The following is a 17,879-nucleotide window of genomic DNA, read 5'->3' on the forward strand; positions in this document are numbered from 1 at the left end:
CTTCGGGTTATGAGCCCGACGAGCTACCAAACTGCTCCATCCCGCGTCCGGATGCATTGTTAAGTACAATGAAACTTTATCTTATCATTCAACGCATTGAACAAGAAGCTTTAATTTTTTGGAGCGACACACGAGGCTCGAACTCGTGACCTCAACCTTGGCAAGGTTGCGCTCTACCAGCTGAGCTAGTGTCGCATTCTGAATAAGAAGTAGCTCCTCGTTCAGAGGTTGCGAATTATACGAGTAAAACGTGATGATGCAAGCGGATTTTGAAAAAAAAACGAAATTTCTTTAAAATCCGCAACTTTCGCTCAACAAACAATCAAGTTGATTAAATAATGAATATGTTTTTACGGTAATACTTTAATTCAGCGATAGATTCTCTAATATCATCTAATGCTAAATGGGTTCCCGTTTTTTCAAAACCATCAAGTACTTCCGGTTTCCAGCGACGAGTCAGCTCTTTAATTGTACTCACATCTACATAACGATAGTGGAAATATTCTTCTAACTTCGGCATATGCTTATATAAGAAACGACGATCTTGACCAATACTGTTACCACAAATTGGCGATACGCCTTTTGGTACCCACTTCTCAAGAAACGCAATTGTCTCTTCAATAGCAGACGCTTCCGTATGCTCGCTCGCATTTACTCTAGCAACCAAACCACTATTAGTATGTGTATTGGTACACCAGTCATCCATCTTAGCCAACTCGTCTTCAGATTGATGAATAGCAATAACAGGCCCTTCTGCTAAAATATTTAGCTGAGCATCAGTTACAATGGATGCGATTTCGATAATTTTATGAGTTTCAGGATCTAAGCCTGTCATCTCCAAATCTACCCAAATCAGGTTTTGATCATTAATTGCCATAGAGAGTTGCCTATTTTGTAACTAAAAAGGGTATGATACTCGGGCCGATTTATCTTTCAACATAAAACTGAAAGCCAACCTACAAGTGAAATCATTTCGTGGCAAAGAAGAAAAAACTAACTAAAGGCCAAGTACGCCGAGTACGTTCAAATCAAAGCAAACGTATTGAAAAAATAAAAACCACTGTCGAGTGGGATGAATCTTCATTAGAAGCGGCTAAAGAAGGGTTAGTTATTACTCGCTTTGGTCAACATGCAGATATTGAAGATCCTGACAGCAAAGAAATACATCGTTGTAACTTACGTCGAGGTATTGAAAGCTTAGTCTCTGGCGACCGTGTTATTTGGCGTCCTGGTACTGAGATTCTTGCTGGTATTTCAGGTGTTGTTGAAGCGGTAAAGCCACGCACCTCCATGCTAACTCGCCCTGATTATTACGATGGTATCAAACCAGTTGCAGCCAACGTTGATCAAATGGTCATTGTCTCTTCTATTCTTCCTGAGTTGTCATTAAACATTATTGACCGCTATCTTATCGCCTCTGAGACTCTACAGATAAAGCCATTAATCGTATTAAACAAAGTCGACTTGCTTTCTGAACAAGAGTTTATTGACGTTAGACAAATTCTTAGCTTATATGAAGATATTGGCTATAAAGTAAAATTCGTTAGTAAAGAGTCCGGCTATGGCATACAAGAGCTTGAAGCTGAACTGAAAGATCACATTAATATTTTTGTAGGTCAATCCGGCGTAGGTAAATCAAGTGTTGTTAATGCATTGATGCCTGAGCTTGAAATTATGGAAGGCGCTGTATCTGAAAATTCAGGTCTTGGTCAACACACCACGACGGCTGCTCGTCTCTACCACTTCCCTCATGGTGGCGATCTTATCGATTCCCCTGGAGTTCGTGAATTTGGCTTATGGCATTTAGAAAAAGAAGAAGTAACCGCGTCTTTTGTTGAGTTCAAAGGTTTCATCGGTGGCTGTAAATTTAGAGACTGTACGCATAAAGATGATCCTGGTTGTCTTCTTCAAGAAGCAGTATCCAATGGCAAAATTGCCAAGCTTCGCTTTGATAGCTACCATCGAATTATTGAAAGCATGTCAGAAAACAAGGCCAATCGCCAATTTTCTCGCAGCAGAAAAGCCGATTAATAACAAAGTAAAGATGTGGTAATATTCACTATTATTGATAACTAGTAGGCAAAGAACGTGTCAGATAATTTAAAAATCGGGTTACAATATTTAACCCCAAAACATGCACTTACTCGTTTGGCTGGCAAATTAGCATCAGCAAAAATGGGTTGGTTAACGACAGCGGTAATTAAGTGGTTCATCAAACAATACAACGTTGAGATGAACGAAGCTAAAAACCCGGATCCTGCCGCATATTCTACATTCAACAACTTCTTTGTTCGTGAATTAGAAGATGGAGCACGCCCAATCAATGACGATAATAATGTTATCTCTCACCCAGCGGATGCTTGTGTAAGTCAGTTTGGTCCAATTACTGATGGTCAATTAGTTCAAGCAAAGGGGCACGTTTACTCAGCACAAGAGTTACTAGGTGGTGACGCTGAATTAGCTGAAGAATTCATGGGTGGCGAATTTGCTACTCTGTATTTATCACCACGAGATTATCATCGAGTTCACATGCCATGCGATGCGACATTACGCAAAATGGTTTATGTTCCTGGTGATTTATTCTCGGTTAATCCATTAACAGCAGAAAACGTCCCAAATTTATTTGCTCGTAACGAACGTGTTGTGTGTATTTTTGATACTGAGTTTGGTCCGATGGCTCAAGTCTTAGTCGGTGCAACTATCGTTGGCAGTATTGAAACTACTTGGGCTGATACGGTTACACCACCAACGGGTCCTGCTGTTAAAACATGGCACTACCCGCTTTCTGGCGATGATATGATTTGCTTTAAGAAAGGCGAAGAAATGGGTCGCTTTAAATTAGGATCTACGGTTATTAACCTATTTGCCCCTAATTCAATTACATTTGATGCCTCAATGGAAAATGGCGTCCCAACTCGTATGGGCACTCCATTCGCATATATTGCAAAATAAGTAATTTACTTAACATAAACCAAAAGTAGCGAACCTTGTGTTCGCTATTTTTTTGTATTGTATATTTATACCGCTAAGATTAGAATCCCCGATTACTTGTTTACTAACTATTTTATTTACAAAAAATTTATGATAAAAAAAATAACCACTCTCTTTATGATTTTGCTTTTTTCTGGCATGTCATTAATCGTATTATTTAATACTAATACAATGTTTAAAGCACTTAAAACTGAAAATAAAATCAGGGTTGACCAATTACTGCTAGTTCAAGCTCAAATGATTAATAACTTAGAAATGAAAGTAAAAAATCAAGAGATGACAAAAGAGAAAGCTCAAGCTCTAGCTATATATTTATTACGTAATACAAACTACGCTTCAGATGAATATGTTTGGGTTGCAAATAAAGATGAGAAAGGAATATTACGATTTTTATCTGCCCCATTAGACCCCGGTATTCATGATAAAGTATTTATTGATATTGTAGGTAAAGATACCGAAACAGCATTATTAAGTAATCTTGATAACGCTCCATCAAATACACTTATTAGTTATACTTGGAAATCGTCAAAAGGAAACGTAGTCGCTAATATTGATAGTGTTGCATTAAAAACAGGCGACTGGGGATGGTATTTAGGCAATGGTGTTCAAGAAGAATATGTAAAACAACGATTAATGGGATCAGCTTGGTATAATGCTTTCTTTATTCTCACCATCTGCGCCGTCTTGTTTATATTAATGCATATTATTTTAAAGAAAGAACTTCGTATTATACCTCAAATAAATAATGTTATCGGTAATATGAGAGAAGGTTTATTTAATCCTATTCAAATACCTAAATCTGGTAATGAATTAGATGGGATCTCAGAATCATTATCTGGATTACAAGAAAAGATTGAATCTATTGTGACATCATCAAGTTATCACATGAATGAATTATCAAATAACCAAATAAAAATCATCGATATTATCCAAGATAATTCAGATAATGCACAAAAAGAATTTTTAGAAGTAAAAGAAGTTGAAGAATCCATCCTTTCGCTATCTGCTGCTGCATCAGATGTAAATAAGATAATCACAGATTCAGGCTCTGTTGTTGCATCTACAATGGATATTATTTCCATTAGTTCGAATACATTACAACGCTCAGAAGGTATTGCGACTAAAGTAAATCATACAATGGAAGAATCTACGAATGTTGTAAATGAGTTACGTGAAAGTGCAGAAAAAATCAGCTCTGTTATTGATGTTATTGATGTAATATCTGAACAAACCAATTTATTGGCTTTAAATGCAGCAATTGAAGCAGCACGAGCAGGGGAGCAAGGCCGTGGTTTTGCTGTTGTTGCTGATGAAGTCCGTGCTTTAGCTGGTAAAACACAACAATCGACCATTGATATTCAACATACGATTACACAACTTCAAGACCTTTCGAAGCGTGCTAATGATTACATGCAACAAAGTTCAGAACTTGTTGCAGAGTCTCAAACCATCTCGAATGAATTGATTGAATCATTCCGCATTATTTCTCAAAAAGTAGCTGAAATTTCAGATATTAATACCGTTGTTGTCACTGAATCAAACAAGCAATTAAACGTAACGAATGAAGTATCTGAGCGCTTACAAAAGATCAACAGCATTGTTCAACACAACCTTTCAGGTGTAACAAAAGTGTCTGAAATGAATAATGATATCTCGAACTTAACCATTAATTTAAAGGAGGATTTATCCTTCTTCAAAGTTAAACACCATTGATCTACTAAAACTAAACACCATTTAACGATCTTCGATCGCGAAAGATACATAGTTCAATAATAAAGCACTAAGCCAGTTTTCTGGTTTAGTGCTTTTTTATATCATAAAAATAACACATCCATTGGCACGTTATGCTCTATCAAAAGGAAAAGCCATCACTTGGTCGATGTGCTTCTCTCCTATTGCTAACATAATCAAACGATCGACCCCTAACGCCACACCCGCACAATCTGGAAAGCCGGCTTCCAATGCTGCAATCAAATGATAATCAATCGGTTGTTCCATTAAGCCCATTGATTTACGTTTTGCATTATCTTCTTTAAAACGGGCAAGTTGTTCTTTTGCATTATCGAGCTCATGAAAGCCATTCGCTAACTCAATCCCTTTAAAATACACTTCAAATCGCTCTGCGACTCTAGGATCTTCAGGGTTAATTTTAGCAAGCGCTGCTTGAGAAGCAGGAAAATCATAAACACAAACAGGAACGGTTTGCCCTATTTTCTCTTCAACTCCCATACTAAATAGCAATTGCAATAACGTATCTCGGTCTTCTTCGACATCGGCAATATCTGATAAACCTAAAAGTGCAGCAACAGATCTAAGTTCACCCATTGATGCCTCTAATGGGCAAACACCAAGCACACGAATAAAAGCTTGTTGGTACGTCATTCGTTCAGCGTCACCACATTTTAAAACAAGTTTAAGTAACTCGTTCATCTCATCCATCAATTGGTGATGATCAAACGTTGGGCGATACCACTCCAACATCGTAAATTCAGGATTATGAAAACGCCCTGCTTCTTCATTACGAAATGCTTTATTAATTTGATAAATAGCACCGCTGCCAGCTGCCAATAATCGCTTCATATGAAACTCTGGGCTAGTCATAAAGTACAAGTGTACGCCATCAGCATAACCAGGCCCAACAAAGTCCGTTTGAAACGTATGAAGATGAACATCAGTGACTGTTGCGTGACTCATTGCTGGCGTGTCTACTTCCATCACTTTTCGTTCAAAGAAGAATGATCGGATTAAAGCAAGAATATCAGCACGTTGCTGTAATTGTTCAATTGATGCACTAGGCATCCAGTTTTGACTCATCATAATTTTACACATTAGAAAAACTTATCCAAAATGATACCCGATCCTTAATTTTAAAGTTACCTATTTTTTAACTTTATAAATACCCTTAGTCATCAAGGGGATACAGGTCTGATAAGAACTATTATCACTTAAAAAGCAACAACTTAACTACAATTTAACGCCAAAATTAACAGCTGTAACTAGTTGACGGAGATCACATTATTCGCAAGAAACCACCCCATAAGTGGTACTTGCACTACAAAACTTTATCCATATCAATTTTTATTACAAAAGCTCACATAGAATAGGTAACAGAATTTTTAAGTTATTATTTGCTCTTTTTTGTCACATGAGCAGGCTAGATTCACATAATTGATCATATTTGAATGATTAGTTTAATTTTTTATCTTTTATCCCGGAGAATAACTGTGAAAACTATAACCACAGATATTGCAGTGATCGGCGCGGGCGGTGCAGGTCTACGTACCGCTATAGCAGCAGCAGAAGCGAATCCAGAGCTAAACATTGCTCTAATCTCAAAAGTTTATCCAATGCGTTCGCACACTGTTGCCGCAGAAGGTGGATCCGCGGCCGTGACCAAGGAAGAAGATACACTAGACAATCACTTCAACGATACTGTTGGTGGTGGTGATTGGCTGTGTGAACAGGATGTTGTTGAATACTTTGTAAAAAATGCATACCGCGAGATGACTCAACTAGAACAGTGGGGTTGTCCTTGGAGCCGTAAAGAAAATGGCGAAGTAAACGTTCGTCGTTTTGGTGGTATGAAAGTTGAACGTACGTGGTTTGCAGCCGATAAAACGGGCTTCCACATGCTTCATACTCTATTCCAAACTTCAATGAAATACCCTCAAATTAATCGTTACGACGAATACTTTGTTGTGGACCTTCTTGTTGAAGATGGTCAAGTTCAAGGTTTGATTGCTATCCACATGGCGGAAGGCGAACTTATCTGCATCAAAGCTAAATCTGTTGTATTAGCAACGGGTGGCGCAGGTCGTGTTTACCACTGTAATACTAACGGCGGGATCGTAACTGGCGATGGTATGGCAATGGCATATCGTCACGGTATCCCTCTACGTGATATGGAATTCGTTCAATACCACCCAACAGGCTTACCAGGTACTGGTATCTTGATGACGGAAGGTTGTCGTGGTGAAGGCGGTATTATCGTAAATAAAAACGGCTATCGTTACCTACAAGATTACGGCATGGGTCCTGAAACTCCTGTTGGCGAACCTAAAAATAAATACATGGAACTTGGTCCTCGTGACAAAGTTTCTCAAGCATTTTGGCATGAGCAGCAAAAAGGCAATACTATCAAACACCCTCTTGGTGATGTAGTGCATTTGGATCTTCGTCACCTTGGTGAAGAATACTTAAATGAGCGCCTACCGTTTATTTGTGAGCTTTCAAAAGCCTACGTTAACGTTGACCCAGCTAAAGAACCAATCCCAATTCGTCCTACTGTTCACTACACCATGGGTGGCATTGAAACGGATAAAAACAACGAAACAAGCATCAAAGGCCTATTCGCTGTTGGTGAATGTTCTTCTGTTGGCCTTCACGGTGCAAACCGTTTGGGTTCTAACTCATTGGCTGAACTTGTTGTATTTGGTCGCCTTGCTGGTGAAAAAGCCGCTGAACGTGCAGCTGAATTCACTTCATGGAATGACGAATCAATTCAAGCACAAATCAAAGCGGTTGAAGCGCGTCTTGATGCCCTAATGGCACAAGAAGGCGATGAAAATTGGGCTGATATCCGTACTGAGATGGGCCATTCAATGGAAGCTGGCTGTGGCATCTACCGTAAAGAATGCGAAATGCAAGATACGGTTGAAAAACTAGCTGAGCTTAAAAAACGTTACAAAAAAATCAGCATTAAAGACAAAGGCAAAGTATTCAATACTGATCTTTTATACGCTATTGAAGTGGGTTACGGCCTTGAAGTTGCTGAAGCAATGGCTCACTCAGCTATTCAACGTAAAGAGTCTCGTGGTGCACACCAACGTCTAGATGAAGGTTGTACAGAACGTGATGATGTGAATTACTTAAAACACTCATTAGCGTATTACAACGAAGATGCAGCGCCTACAATCAAATACAGCGGCGTAACCATTACAAAATCTCAACCAAAAGCTCGCCTATACGGTGAAGCAGCAGAAAAAGCGGCAGCAGCAGAAGCAGCGAAAAACGCAGAGGAACAAGCATAATGACAGCTGGAAAAAGAGTCCAAAAAGTACATATTCTGCGTTATGACCCAATGACAGATTCAGAACCACACCTACAAACATTTGATGTACCTTGTGATGATACAACATCAGTATTAGACGCATTAGGCTACATCAAAGATAACCTAGATAAAGACCTTTCTTACCGTTGGTCTTGTCGTATGGCGATCTGTGGTTCTTGCGGCATGATGGTAAACAACGTACCTAAGCTTGCATGTAAAGCGTTCTTGCGTGATTACCCAGATGGATTAACTATCGAGCCATTAGCAAACTTTGCTATTGAGAAAGACTTAATTGTAGATATGACGCCATTCATTGAGCGCTTAGAAGCAATCAAACCTTACATCATTGGTAATGACCGTACTCCTGAACAAGGTCCAAACAACCAAACTCCTGAGCAAATGGCGAAATACAAACAATTCGCTGGTTGTATCAACTGTGGTCTATGTTACGCAGCTTGTCCTCAATTCGGTCTTAATCCAGAATTCATTGGCCCAGCAGCACTAACCATGGCACACCGTTATAATCTTGATAGCCGTGATAATGGTTCTGCTGAACGTATGAAACTTATCAATGGTGACAATGGCGCGTGGGGCTGTACTTTCGTTGGTTACTGTTCTGAAGTGTGTCCAAAACACGTTGACCCTGCTGCTGCAGTAAACCAAGGCAAGATCGCATCGTCTCAAGACTTTGTTATCGCAATGCTTAAACCTCAGGAGGCATAAAGATGAGCAACCGTAAACCTTACGTTCGCGAAATGACACGTACGTGGTGGAAAGATCACCCTTTCTACCGTTTTTACATGGTTCGTGAAGCAACCATTCTTCCATTGATTTTCTTTACTATCTGCCTGCTTGTTGGTTTAGGTAGTTTAGTAAAAGGTCCACTGGCTTGGGCTTCATGGTTAGATTTCATGGCCAACCCTATTGTGATTGCTTTGAACATTGTTGCTTTAGCGGGTAGCTTATTCCATGCTCAAACTTTCTTTAGCATGATGCCGCAAGTAATGCCGATCCGTCTGGGTGGAAAAACACTAGATAAAAAAGTGGTTGTGCTTGCACAATGGGCTGCTGTTGCAGCAATTACATTACTTGTATTGGTTATCGTTTAAGGAGAGTTATTGTGGTAAATCTTAATCCAAAGCGTTCTGACGAACCTGTATGGTGGGGCTTATTCGGTGCTGGCGGCACTTGGTTTGCAATGCTAACACCAGTAACAATCCTTGTTCTTGGTATTTTAGTACCACTTGGCGTGATCGGTCCTGAATCAATGAACTACCTACGTGTTGCTGGTTTTGTAACAAGCATCATTGGGGCATTATTTGTGATTGGTTCAATCTCAATGCCAATGTGGCATGCAATGCACCGTGTACACCATGGTATGCATGATCTTAAATTCCACACAGGAACAGCAGGCAAAATCGCTTGTTATGCAACGGCAGCACTAGCAACCGTTCTTTCTGTTGTATTTATCTTTATGATCTAATCTGAATTCAGATAAATAAAAAAAGGTTGGCTCTCATGCCAACCTTTTTTGTATCTGTAATATCAAATGATATTACTTCACACGACCTACGTATTCACCCGTACGAGTATCTACTTTAACTACTTCACCGATAGCGATGAATAGTGGAACACGAACAACAGCGCCTGTTGCTAATGTAGCTGGTTTACCACCAGTACCTTGAGTATCACCTTTCAGACCAGGGTCTGTTTCAGTCACTTCAATCTCAACAAAGTTTGGCGGTGTCACTGTAATTGGATTATCATTCCAAAGAGTCACAGTACAAGTGTTGTTTTCTACTAACCATTTAGCCGTGTCACCAACCGATTTAACATCAGCAGCGATTTGCTCAAAGCTTACGCTGTTCATGAAATGGAAGAATTCGCCATCACTATACAAGTAGTCAAGTTCTACATCGACAACATCAGCAAGCTCAAAGCTTTCACCTGATTTAAATGTTTTTTCTAGTGTTTTACCAGAAAGCAATTTGCGAAGTTTTACACGGTTGAATGCTTGGCCTTTACCAGGTTTAACATATTCATTGTCGATAATTGAGCATGGCTCGTTATCAAACATAAATTTCAAACCGCCTTTGAATTCATTGGTACTTACTGACGCCATGATTTCCTCTTAACATCGTTGAGTTATAAATAATGTCACACATAATAACCCGAAATGACGCTCCTGTTGAGCAAAACTGGCTCAAAGAGATCTCAAATGCGATCTCAGATCCTCATCAACTGCTTTCAACTCTAGGGATTGATAGCTCGCCTTGGGAGAAAGGATTAGAAGCGAAAAAGTTATTTGCGTTACGTGTGCCGACAAGTTTTGTCGATCGAATGGAGTTTGGCAACCCTTTTGATCCTTTATTACGTCAAGTATTGCCTTTAGATCAAGAATTCGAAGTACATGACGGATATTCGACCGATCCTCTTGACGAACAAGACAACGAACAACCCGGATTACTTCATAAGTATAAAAACCGTGTTTTGTTAATTTTGAAAGGGGGCTGCGCTGTAAATTGTCGTTATTGTTTCCGCCGTCATTTTCCTTATGAAGATAATAAAGGCGGAAAATCAGTCTGGCAAAATTCCATCAACTATATTGCAGCGCACCCTGAGCTCAATGAAGTGATTCTTTCTGGTGGCGATCCTTTGATGGCAAAAGACCATGAACTTGAATGGTTAATTCAACATCTCGACAAAGTACCGCATATTAAACGCCTTCGTATTCACAGCCGTTTGCCTGTTGTCATTCCGAATCGAATTACTGATACATTGTGTCGCCTATTTGCAGAGACTCGACTTCAAGTTATTTTGGTTACGCACATCAACCATGCCAATGAAATTAGTCCCTATTTCACAGATAAAATGACGCAACTAAAACAAGCTAACGTTACACTATTAAATCAAAGTGTCTTACTCAAAGACGTCAATAACACAACAGAAGCATTAAGAAATTTGAGTGAAGCATTATTTGATGCTGGCATCTTACCTTATTACCTTCATGTATTAGATAAGGTGCAAGGATCTGCCCATTTCTTTGTTTCCGATAAAGAAGCCAAACGATTGATGGGAGAGTTGATAGAGAACGTTTCTGGTTATCTTGTACCAACATTAGCAAGAGAAATCGGTGGCCGTAAAAGCAAAACACCACTCGATTTATATTTAGAATAAAGCAGGTATTTAAAATAATACGCTAAAATACACTCTGTATTTCAGACATAAAAAAACCGAAGCCTAAACTTCGGTTTTTCTTTCATAGCAACAACTGATTCTAAATTAGAATAATTCTTCTGCTACTTTATAAAGTTCTAGTTTCTCAGGACGACGCATGTTTTCAATCGCATCGATAATATCGTGATGAACAAGCTGCTCATTTTTGATACCAACACAACGACCACCATGACCTTCAACAAGCAACTTAACACCGTAATTACCCATACGAGACGCTAAGATACGGTCGAATGCACCAGGCTGACCGCCACGTTGAATGTGACCAAGAACCGTAGCACGAGTCTCACGACCAGTTTCTGCTTCGATTTCTTTTGCTAATGCGTTTACATCAGTCATTAATTCAGTAATCGCAATGATTGCGTGTTTCTTACCTTTTGCAATACCGTCTTGGATATTTTGAATTAATGCTTCTTTGTTTAAACCCGTTTCTGGTGTGATTACGTACTCACAACCACCGGCAATTGCAGCCATTAAAGTCAAATCACCACAGTGACGACCCATTACTTCTACAATAGAAATACGTTGGTGAGAAGACGATGTATCACGTAAACGGTCAATTGCATCAATAACAGTGTCTAATGCAGTTAAGTAACCGATAGTGTAATCCGTACCTGCAATATCATTATCGATAGTGCCAGGAAGACCAATACATGGATAACCCATTTCAGTTAGCTTCTTAGCGCCCATATAAGAACCATCACCACCGATAACGATTAACGCATCAATGTCATGTTTCTTAAGGTTTGCGATCGCTTTTTCACGAACAGCAACTTCTTTAAATTCAGGAAAACGCGCTGATCCCAAGAATGTACCGCCGCGGTTGATCATGTCAGATACGCTATGGCGCTCTAATTTTTCGATACGATCCTCAACAAGACCTAAGTAGCCATCGTGAATACCAAATACTTCCAAGCCTTGCGTTAATGCTGTACGAACAACACCACGCACCGCAGCATTCATACCTGGCGCATCGCCACCACTTGTTAAAACACCAATCTTCTTGACCATGGTTACCCTCTAATATGGTTGGGAATTTTAATTTCAATTTCTAATACAGCAAGCACACTCCCTAATCTGCTCACCATTAATAATCTGTAATTTTTTTCTTATGTAAGAGTATTACATTTTAATGAAAAAGTTCGTTGATTCACATCAGAATCAATCACGACTATTTCATTTTTCTGTTACGGAAAAACAATAACCGCTAATAATACTACTTAATTCTTACTGAAACTGAGATTGCTCTCTGTCTGAGTCTAGCACAACTGAAAGCGGGTCTTGATGAATTATAATATCTGAATGTGGGAAAACTACTAAAAGTTCATCTTCAACTCTATCAGCAATTCGATGCGCTTCAACTAATTGCATCTGATCTGGTAGCTCTAAGTGCAACTGAATAAATCGCGTTGGTCCGGCTAAACGAGTTCGCAAATCATGAATACCTCTAACCCCTTCTACACGACAACATGCTTCTCTGATCTGCTCTAATTCTTCTTTTGGTAATTGTCTGTCTAATAATAACTGAATCGCTTCATTTGCCATCTTAAAGGCACTAATTAAAATATAAACACCAATAACAAGAGCAAAAATAGCATCTGCTTCGTGCCATCCATACCAGCTTAATGCTAAAGCCAACATGATCGCTGCATTCATAAATAGATCGGTTTTATAGTGCAATGAGTCTGCCGCAATTGCTTGGCTGCCCGTTTGTTTAACGACCCACTGTTGAACCATCACAAGACCAAAGGTTAATACAATCGCAAAACCACTGACATAAACACCTAATTCAGGAGCAACCACATCTTGAGGGCGGAAAAAACGCTCAACACCATTCAATAATAAGAAACAGGCAGAACCAGAAATAAACATCGCCTGAGCCAAGGCGGCCAATGATTCAGCTTTACCATGACCAAAACTATGTTCTTCATCTGCTGGCTGAAGTGCATAACGCACTACCAACAGGTTAGTAATAGAAGCCCCCATATCAAGTAAGGAATCAACAAGCGAAGCCAATAGACTAACAGAGCCCGTTACCCACCACGTACCTAATTTGAATAACATTAAAATTGTCGCAACAATGGTTGCAAGCCATGCAGCCATGGTGACTAAAGAAGCGTATCGTTGAGTCATTTCTGTTCCACTACTTAAAAAATCAACTCTTAGTATAAAGCCTTAATTCAAGAATCGTTATTCCAATTATTAATATAACCTCAACAAAATCATAATATAAAAAAACGAGCCCCTATTTTCATAAGAGCTCGCTTTATTTATCTTCTGATTAAATCAGATTATTTATCACAATCTGCAATGTATTTATCTTGGTTTGCTTTAAATTCTGTTTTCTGTTCTGGTGTTAAAATATTCATCATTTCATGGCGTTTTTTTATCATTTCTACACGACGATCAATTTGACGCTCTGACATTTTCTCAGCTAACGAACGCACTGCTTGTTCATCAAAGTTGTCTGATAACATTAAGTTTTGCATTGCTTTATGATCCGCTTTCATCTCAGCCGTTGGTTGACGTTTTTGACCCTTTTTCGCTTTATGTTCTGCTTTACGAGCATCACGCATTGCATCAAATTGATCTTCTTGAGAATCAGTTAACTCCAGATCTTTAAAGGCTTTTTTATTGGCTTTCATCATGCACTTACTTCCGTGCATACCTTCACCCCCCTTCATGCCGCCTTTCATTCCACCCTCATGATGACCACCAGCTGCAAATGCCGAAGCAGAAGCGAGAGAAAGAGGAAGTACTACAGCGCCTAAAATCATTTTTTTCATCATGTTCATTATGTTATCTCCGTGGCAGAAAATTCAGTGTTATGTAAAGGCAGTTCACTTTCGTGCTGCTTGGTATGGAGTAAGAATAGCGCAAGCAAAGTAAATGAGTGTCTTTTAAGCGTAAATCAACGTAAATAGTATTTTGAAGGTTGGTATTCACCTGTTTATTTGGCGATACTATATCCATAAGGTATTACGCAGGTGAATAATAATGGCAAAGATTTTATTGGTTGATGACGATGTGGAACTAACCGCATTACTTAAAGATATTTTAAGCCTAGAAGGCTATAGCGTTGTTGAAGCCAACAATGGTATAGAAGGATTAGCCGCAATTAGTGATGATCTTGATCTTATCTTACTTGATATCATGATGCCAAAAATGAATGGCATGGACATGCTACGTAAATTACGTGAAACCAATGAAACCCCTGTCCTGATGCTGACGGCTAAAGGGGAAGAAATTGACCGTGTTATAGGCTTAGAACTTGGTGCTGATGACTATCTACCAAAACCTTTTAGTGATCGAGAGTTACTTGCTCGTATTCGTGCAATCTTACGTAGGACACAAAGTAAAACAAAAGAAAATAATAATAGCAGCAGTGTTAAATACCAAAATATTGAGATTTTCATAGGTAAACAAGAAGCCTACCACGACGCTGAATTATTAGACTTAACAGGAACGGAGTTTGGTTTACTGTCTCAGTTTATTCAAAAACCCGGAGAAGTCATCTCTAAAGAAGAGTTAAGCCTAGAAGTACTTGGAAAACGTTTAGCTCCTTTTGATCGTGCTATTGATATGCACGTTTCTAATCTTCGCAAAAAATTACCTCCATTATCAGAAGGGAAGCCTCGAATTAAAACCCTACGTGGCCGTGGCTACTTATTCGTAGAGGAATAACTCTTGTTTGCAAAGAAAATGAAATTTCCCGTACTTTCGAGCCTGTATGGTCGCATCTTTGCCATTTTTTGGTTCACTTTATTATTGGTTTTGATTGGGGTCGTTATCGGCCCTAATTTTGATCCACGATCTCGTCATGATATAGCCACGGAACATCTAAGTAAAATGACACAAGTGGCAGCCTATATTACTGGGAAATATTCGGAACGTGATAATTTAACAGTGGCCCTTAAAGAGATCAGTCATAAAGCTCATGATCATGATGAAAACCTAGATCTTTTTTTTACTACCCCAACAGGCGAAATCTTAGATAAGCCTAGGGAGCTGAGAGGCAGAAAAAAAGCGCTACTTAATTTTTTAACCTTATCTGATGATCCCAAGTTACCACAACAAAAGCTCTATGGCAGAACCATGATGGCAGGACCTTTCGACATCGTTATCGCCAAAGAAACGGTCTATATGTATGTGGGAAGGTATTGGAAAAAACCGCCTCCTTTCATTCTGCGCATTTTAGATAAACCGATACAATTATTGTTAGTTACTATGCTGGTCAGTACCCCCTTTTTACTTTGGCTTGCTTGGGCATTAAGTCAGCCTGCTAGACGACTACAAAAAGCGGCAGAACGTGTTGCTAGAGGCCAGTTTGAAAAAGATGAAGCACTAGAAAAAGGCCCAAGGGAATTCAGAAAAACAGGTCAAAGTTTTAACCAAATGGTGGGGTCATTAAATACCATGATCTCAGGTCAACAGCGGTTGCTCTCTGATATATCTCATGAGCTACGATCACCACTAACTCGCTTACGAATGGCGACAGCTCTTGCTACTCGTAAACAAGGTGAAAGTGCTGAGTTATCTCGTATTGATATGGAAGCCGAACGACTTGAGCAGATGATTTCAGAGCTGTTAGAACTGTCCCGCATCCAAGTTAATAGCCATCAAGAGCGAGAAAAAACCGATGCGTATTCATTATTATTTGATATTTTAGAAGATGCAAAATTTGAAGCAGAACACATGGACAAAGTTCTCACCTATTCTGGTTTGGCTGAAACCCCTCTTTTTGGCAATCCTAATTTATTAATGAGTGCAGTAGAAAACGTCATTCGAAATGCCATAAAATACGGCAACGACATTATTACGGTCAATCTAGATCAGACTGAAAATCACTTTATTATTCATGTTGATGATAACGGTGAAGGCGTACCTGAAGATGAGTTAAAAGATATTTTCAAACCCTTCTATCGTGTTTCAACCGCTCGAGACAGAAGCAGTGGCGGTACAGGATTAGGGCTTGCGATTACAGAGAGTGCGATTAATCAGCACAGCGGAACCATCATTGCGAGCAAAAGTCCTCTTGGCGGATTACGAATGACGATCACTTTGCCTATCGAACAATAATCCTTCCTAACAACATGGCTTATCTCAACCTAAGCCATGTTGTTACGAGTACGCCCTACCCCGATACCAATCAATTAGATATACTGCGTTTAATTTCCGTTTATTCAAGAGTTCATTATGTTTGAGATTGCGCTGTACGAACCTGAAATCGCCCCAAATACAGGTAATATTATTCGACTATCAGCTAACTGTGGTGCAAACCTGCATTTAATTGAACCATTAGGATTTGATTTAGAAGAGAAAAAACTTCGCCGCGCTGGGTTAGATTATCATGACTTAGCTCATGTAAAACGCCATAAAAACTACGCTGCATTTCTTGAATATTTAGAAAATGAAAGCGAAGGCGAACACCGTATTTTTGCTTGTACAACCAAAACGACAGGTCACCACACAATGCCAAGTTATCAAAAAGGTGATGTATTATTGTTTGGCCCAGAAACCCGTGGCCTACCGGCTGATTTAATCGATGCTTTACCAATGGAACAGCGTGTTCGTATTCCAATGATGCCTGACAGTCGCAGTTTAAATCTCTCTAACTCTGTTGCGATTATTGTCTTTGAAGCATGGCGTCAAATGGGCTTTGAAGGCGGATTATGATTTTTCTATCTACCCTGTCTCAATGCAAAAATAGCCACGATTAAGTGGCTATTTTTTTGATACAAAGAAGCTATAAAATGAGTTAACTGAATCGGATATTAAATTCCATCACCAGAAATAAACGTCTGAGACTTACCATTAAATTGCTGATCCATATCTAAAGACGGCATCTCAGAGCTAGGACGACCCACGATTTTAGCCGGAACCCCTGCCACTGTCGTATGAGGAGGAACCGCTTGAAGCACAACAGAACACGAACCAATCTTCGCACCGACACCGACTTCAATATTGCCTAAAATCTTAGCACCGGCACCAATCATCACGCCTTGACGGATCTTAGGATGACGATCACCACTCTCTTTACCAGTACCGCCTAACGTTACATCTTGGAGAATAGAAACGTCATTTTCAACAACCGCGGTTTCACCAATAACAATGCCTGTGGCATGGTCAAACATGATCCCTTTACCAATGGTAGCCGCAGGGTGAACATCCACTTGGCATGCAACAGAAATTTCATTCTGTAAGTAGGTTGCTAACGCAATTCGGCCTTGTTTCCATAGCCAGTTTGAAACACGATAACCTTGCAGCGCGTGATAACCTTTTAAGTACAATAAAGGCATTGAGTACATTGAAACCGCAGGATCTCGAGTTACCGTCGCACAAATGTCGCACGCGGCAGCATCCGTAATGCTTGGGTCTGAAGCGAACGCCTCTTCCACCACTTCACGAACCGCCATCGCAGGCATTGATGCCGTCGCTAATTTATTCGCAAGAATGTAACTTAACGACGCCGCTAAATTTTCATGTTTAATGATGGTGGCATGATAAAAGCTTGCAAGTATGGGTTCTTGCTCAGATTGCTCGCGCGCTTCCTGAACAATTTTTTCCCATACTTTATGTTTCTTACATTCATTCATCTTCATAC

At 39.6% G+C, this 17,879-nt stretch carries 18 protein-coding genes and 1 tRNA gene; 11 read left to right on the forward strand and 8 right to left on the reverse strand.

Translation table 11 applies throughout. The annotated features are described in order from the left end of the window. Positions 1-119 precede the first annotated feature (119 nt). Positions 120-195, reverse strand: a tRNA-Gly gene (locus Q1K78_RS07250). Between the two features lie 136 nt (positions 196-331). Beyond that, positions 332-877, reverse strand: a complete 546-nt coding sequence (orn, locus tag Q1K78_RS07255) for an oligoribonuclease (protein ID WP_300176075.1) — start codon at positions 875-877, stop codon at positions 332-334. Between the two features lie 98 nt (positions 878-975). Between orn and rsgA the strand changes: the two genes are divergently transcribed. The 3 genes from rsgA to Q1K78_RS07270 all read left to right on the forward strand — a co-directional run bounded on the left by rsgA (position 976) and on the right by Q1K78_RS07270 (position 4,704). Next, on the forward strand, positions 976-2,031 hold the full coding sequence (gene rsgA, locus Q1K78_RS07260) for a small ribosomal subunit biogenesis GTPase RsgA (RefSeq protein WP_300176078.1): 1,056 nt from the start codon (positions 976-978) through the stop codon (positions 2,029-2,031). Positions 2,032-2,088: 57 nt separating this feature from the next. Next, positions 2,089-2,952 (forward strand): archaetidylserine decarboxylase, encoded by an 864-nt coding sequence (gene asd / locus Q1K78_RS07265; RefSeq protein ID WP_300176081.1) that lies wholly within the window; start codon positions 2,089-2,091, stop codon positions 2,950-2,952. 177 nt (positions 2,953-3,129) lie between these two features. Then, positions 3,130-4,704: a methyl-accepting chemotaxis protein gene (locus Q1K78_RS07270; protein ID WP_300176084.1), complete on the forward strand. Its 1,575-nt coding sequence runs from the start codon at positions 3,130-3,132 to the stop codon at positions 4,702-4,704. A 129-nt stretch (positions 4,705-4,833) separates the two neighbouring features. Here the strand turns inward: Q1K78_RS07270 and epmA are convergent, their stop codons facing one another. After that, on the reverse strand, positions 4,834-5,808 hold the full coding sequence (gene epmA / locus Q1K78_RS07275; protein ID WP_300176087.1) for an elongation factor P--(R)-beta-lysine ligase: 975 nt from the start codon (positions 5,806-5,808) through the stop codon (positions 4,834-4,836). A 407-nt stretch (positions 5,809-6,215) separates the two neighbouring features. Between epmA and frdA the strand changes: the two genes are divergently transcribed. From frdA to frdD, 4 genes are read left to right on the forward strand one after another with little or no spacing between them, the layout of a single operon-like run. Further along, a complete protein-coding gene (frdA, locus tag Q1K78_RS07280; protein ID WP_300176090.1) occupies positions 6,216-8,021 on the forward strand; it encodes a fumarate reductase (quinol) flavoprotein subunit in 1,806 nt (601 codons plus the stop codon). After that, the gene (locus Q1K78_RS07285) at positions 8,021-8,764 is read left to right on the forward strand and encodes a succinate dehydrogenase/fumarate reductase iron-sulfur subunit (RefSeq protein WP_300176093.1); all 744 of its coding nucleotides are present in this window, start codon (positions 8,021-8,023) and stop codon (positions 8,762-8,764) included. The genes frdA and Q1K78_RS07285 overlap by 1 nt, the downstream gene beginning before the upstream one ends. Before the next feature lie 2 nt (positions 8,765-8,766). Further along, positions 8,767-9,150 carry a fumarate reductase subunit FrdC gene (gene frdC, locus Q1K78_RS07290; protein WP_300176096.1) on the forward strand — a complete coding sequence of 128 codons (384 nt, stop codon included), beginning with the start codon at positions 8,767-8,769 and terminating at the stop codon, positions 9,148-9,150. A gap of 11 nt (positions 9,151-9,161) precedes the next feature. Then, a complete protein-coding gene (frdD, locus tag Q1K78_RS07295; protein ID WP_017022845.1) occupies positions 9,162-9,524 on the forward strand; it encodes a fumarate reductase subunit FrdD in 363 nt (120 codons plus the stop codon). A 72-nt stretch (positions 9,525-9,596) separates the two neighbouring features. Here frdD and efp read toward each other — a convergent pair whose 3' ends face one another. Continuing rightward, positions 9,597-10,163 (reverse strand): elongation factor P, encoded by a 567-nt coding sequence (efp, locus tag Q1K78_RS07300; protein WP_012551228.1) that lies wholly within the window; start codon positions 10,161-10,163, stop codon positions 9,597-9,599. Between the two features lie 32 nt (positions 10,164-10,195). Here efp and epmB point away from each other — a divergent pair, with 32 nt between their 5' ends. Next, positions 10,196-11,218 (forward strand): EF-P beta-lysylation protein EpmB, encoded by a 1,023-nt coding sequence (gene epmB / locus Q1K78_RS07305; protein WP_300176104.1) that lies wholly within the window; start codon positions 10,196-10,198, stop codon positions 11,216-11,218. A 105-nt stretch (positions 11,219-11,323) separates the two neighbouring features. Here epmB and pfkA read toward each other — a convergent pair whose 3' ends face one another. From pfkA to Q1K78_RS07320, 3 genes are all read right to left on the reverse strand, one after another. Next, positions 11,324-12,286: a 6-phosphofructokinase gene (gene pfkA, locus Q1K78_RS07310; RefSeq protein ID WP_300176107.1), complete on the reverse strand. Its 963-nt coding sequence runs from the start codon at positions 12,284-12,286 to the stop codon at positions 11,324-11,326. Positions 12,287-12,502: 216 nt separating this feature from the next. After that, positions 12,503-13,408, reverse strand: a complete 906-nt coding sequence (gene fieF / locus Q1K78_RS07315; RefSeq protein ID WP_300176110.1) for a CDF family cation-efflux transporter FieF — start codon at positions 13,406-13,408, stop codon at positions 12,503-12,505. Between the two features lie 158 nt (positions 13,409-13,566). Further along, complete coding sequence (locus tag Q1K78_RS07320; RefSeq protein ID WP_300176113.1) at positions 13,567-14,070, reverse strand: CpxP family protein; 504 nt, start codon at positions 14,068-14,070, stop codon at positions 13,567-13,569. Between the two features lie 202 nt (positions 14,071-14,272). Here Q1K78_RS07320 and Q1K78_RS07325 point away from each other — a divergent pair, with 202 nt between their 5' ends. The 3 genes from Q1K78_RS07325 (at position 14,273) to Q1K78_RS07335 (ending at position 16,951) form a co-directional block, all read left to right on the forward strand. Beyond that, entirely contained in the window at positions 14,273-14,959 is a 687-nt protein-coding gene (locus tag Q1K78_RS07325; RefSeq protein WP_300176116.1) for a response regulator, read from the forward strand. A gap of 18 nt (positions 14,960-14,977) precedes the next feature. Beyond that, positions 14,978-16,354 (forward strand): envelope stress sensor histidine kinase CpxA, encoded by a 1,377-nt coding sequence (gene cpxA / locus Q1K78_RS07330; protein WP_300176274.1) that lies wholly within the window; start codon positions 14,978-14,980, stop codon positions 16,352-16,354. 117 nt (positions 16,355-16,471) lie between these two features. Next, positions 16,472-16,951, forward strand: coding sequence for a tRNA (cytidine(34)-2'-O)-methyltransferase (locus Q1K78_RS07335; protein WP_300176119.1), 480 nt, complete (start codon positions 16,472-16,474; stop codon positions 16,949-16,951). 98 nt (positions 16,952-17,049) lie between these two features. On the opposite strand, the gene cysE is transcribed toward Q1K78_RS07335, so the two are convergent. Further along, entirely contained in the window at positions 17,050-17,871 is an 822-nt protein-coding gene (cysE, locus tag Q1K78_RS07340) for a serine O-acetyltransferase (protein WP_300176277.1), read from the reverse strand. Positions 17,872-17,879: the final 8 nt, after the last annotated feature.

It is taken from the genome of uncultured Aliivibrio sp. (assembly GCF_946479765.1).
In the GTDB taxonomy this organism is placed as follows: Bacteria; Pseudomonadota; Gammaproteobacteria; order Enterobacterales; family Vibrionaceae; genus Aliivibrio.

What these genes read in the sequence shown, in the direction of transcription:
- orn (WP_300176075.1), bottom strand. Translation starts at nt 877, where the DNA reads ATGGCAATTAATGATCAAAACCTGATTTGGGTAGATTTGGAGATGACA.
- Q1K78_RS07270 (WP_300176084.1), top strand. Translation starts at nt 3,130, where the DNA reads ATGTCATTAATCGTATTATTTAATACTAATACAATGTTTAAAGCACTT.
- epmA (WP_300176087.1), bottom strand. Translation starts at nt 5,808, where the DNA reads ATGATGAGTCAAAACTGGATGCCTAGTGCATCAATTGAACAATTACAG.
- Q1K78_RS07285 (WP_300176093.1), top strand. Translation starts at nt 8,021, where the DNA reads ATGACAGCTGGAAAAAGAGTCCAAAAAGTACATATTCTGCGTTATGAC.
- frdC (WP_300176096.1), top strand. Translation starts at nt 8,767, where the DNA reads ATGAGCAACCGTAAACCTTACGTTCGCGAAATGACACGTACGTGGTGG.
- efp (WP_012551228.1), bottom strand. Translation starts at nt 10,163, where the DNA reads ATGGCGTCAGTAAGTACCAATGAATTCAAAGGCGGTTTGAAATTTATG.
- epmB (WP_300176104.1), top strand. Translation starts at nt 10,196, where the DNA reads ATGTCACACATAATAACCCGAAATGACGCTCCTGTTGAGCAAAACTGG.
- pfkA (WP_300176107.1), bottom strand. Translation starts at nt 12,286, where the DNA reads ATGGTCAAGAAGATTGGTGTTTTAACAAGTGGTGGCGATGCGCCAGGT.
- fieF (WP_300176110.1), bottom strand. Translation starts at nt 13,408, where the DNA reads ATGACTCAACGATACGCTTCTTTAGTCACCATGGCTGCATGGCTTGCA.
- Q1K78_RS07320 (WP_300176113.1), bottom strand. Translation starts at nt 14,070, where the DNA reads ATGAACATGATGAAAAAAATGATTTTAGGCGCTGTAGTACTTCCTCTT.
- Q1K78_RS07325 (WP_300176116.1), top strand. Translation starts at nt 14,273, where the DNA reads ATGGCAAAGATTTTATTGGTTGATGACGATGTGGAACTAACCGCATTA.
- cpxA (WP_300176274.1), top strand. Translation starts at nt 14,978, where the DNA reads ATGAAATTTCCCGTACTTTCGAGCCTGTATGGTCGCATCTTTGCCATT.
- Q1K78_RS07335 (WP_300176119.1), top strand. Translation starts at nt 16,472, where the DNA reads ATGTTTGAGATTGCGCTGTACGAACCTGAAATCGCCCCAAATACAGGT.
- cysE (WP_300176277.1), bottom strand. Translation starts at nt 17,871, where the DNA reads ATGAATGAATGTAAGAAACATAAAGTATGGGAAAAAATTGTTCAGGAA.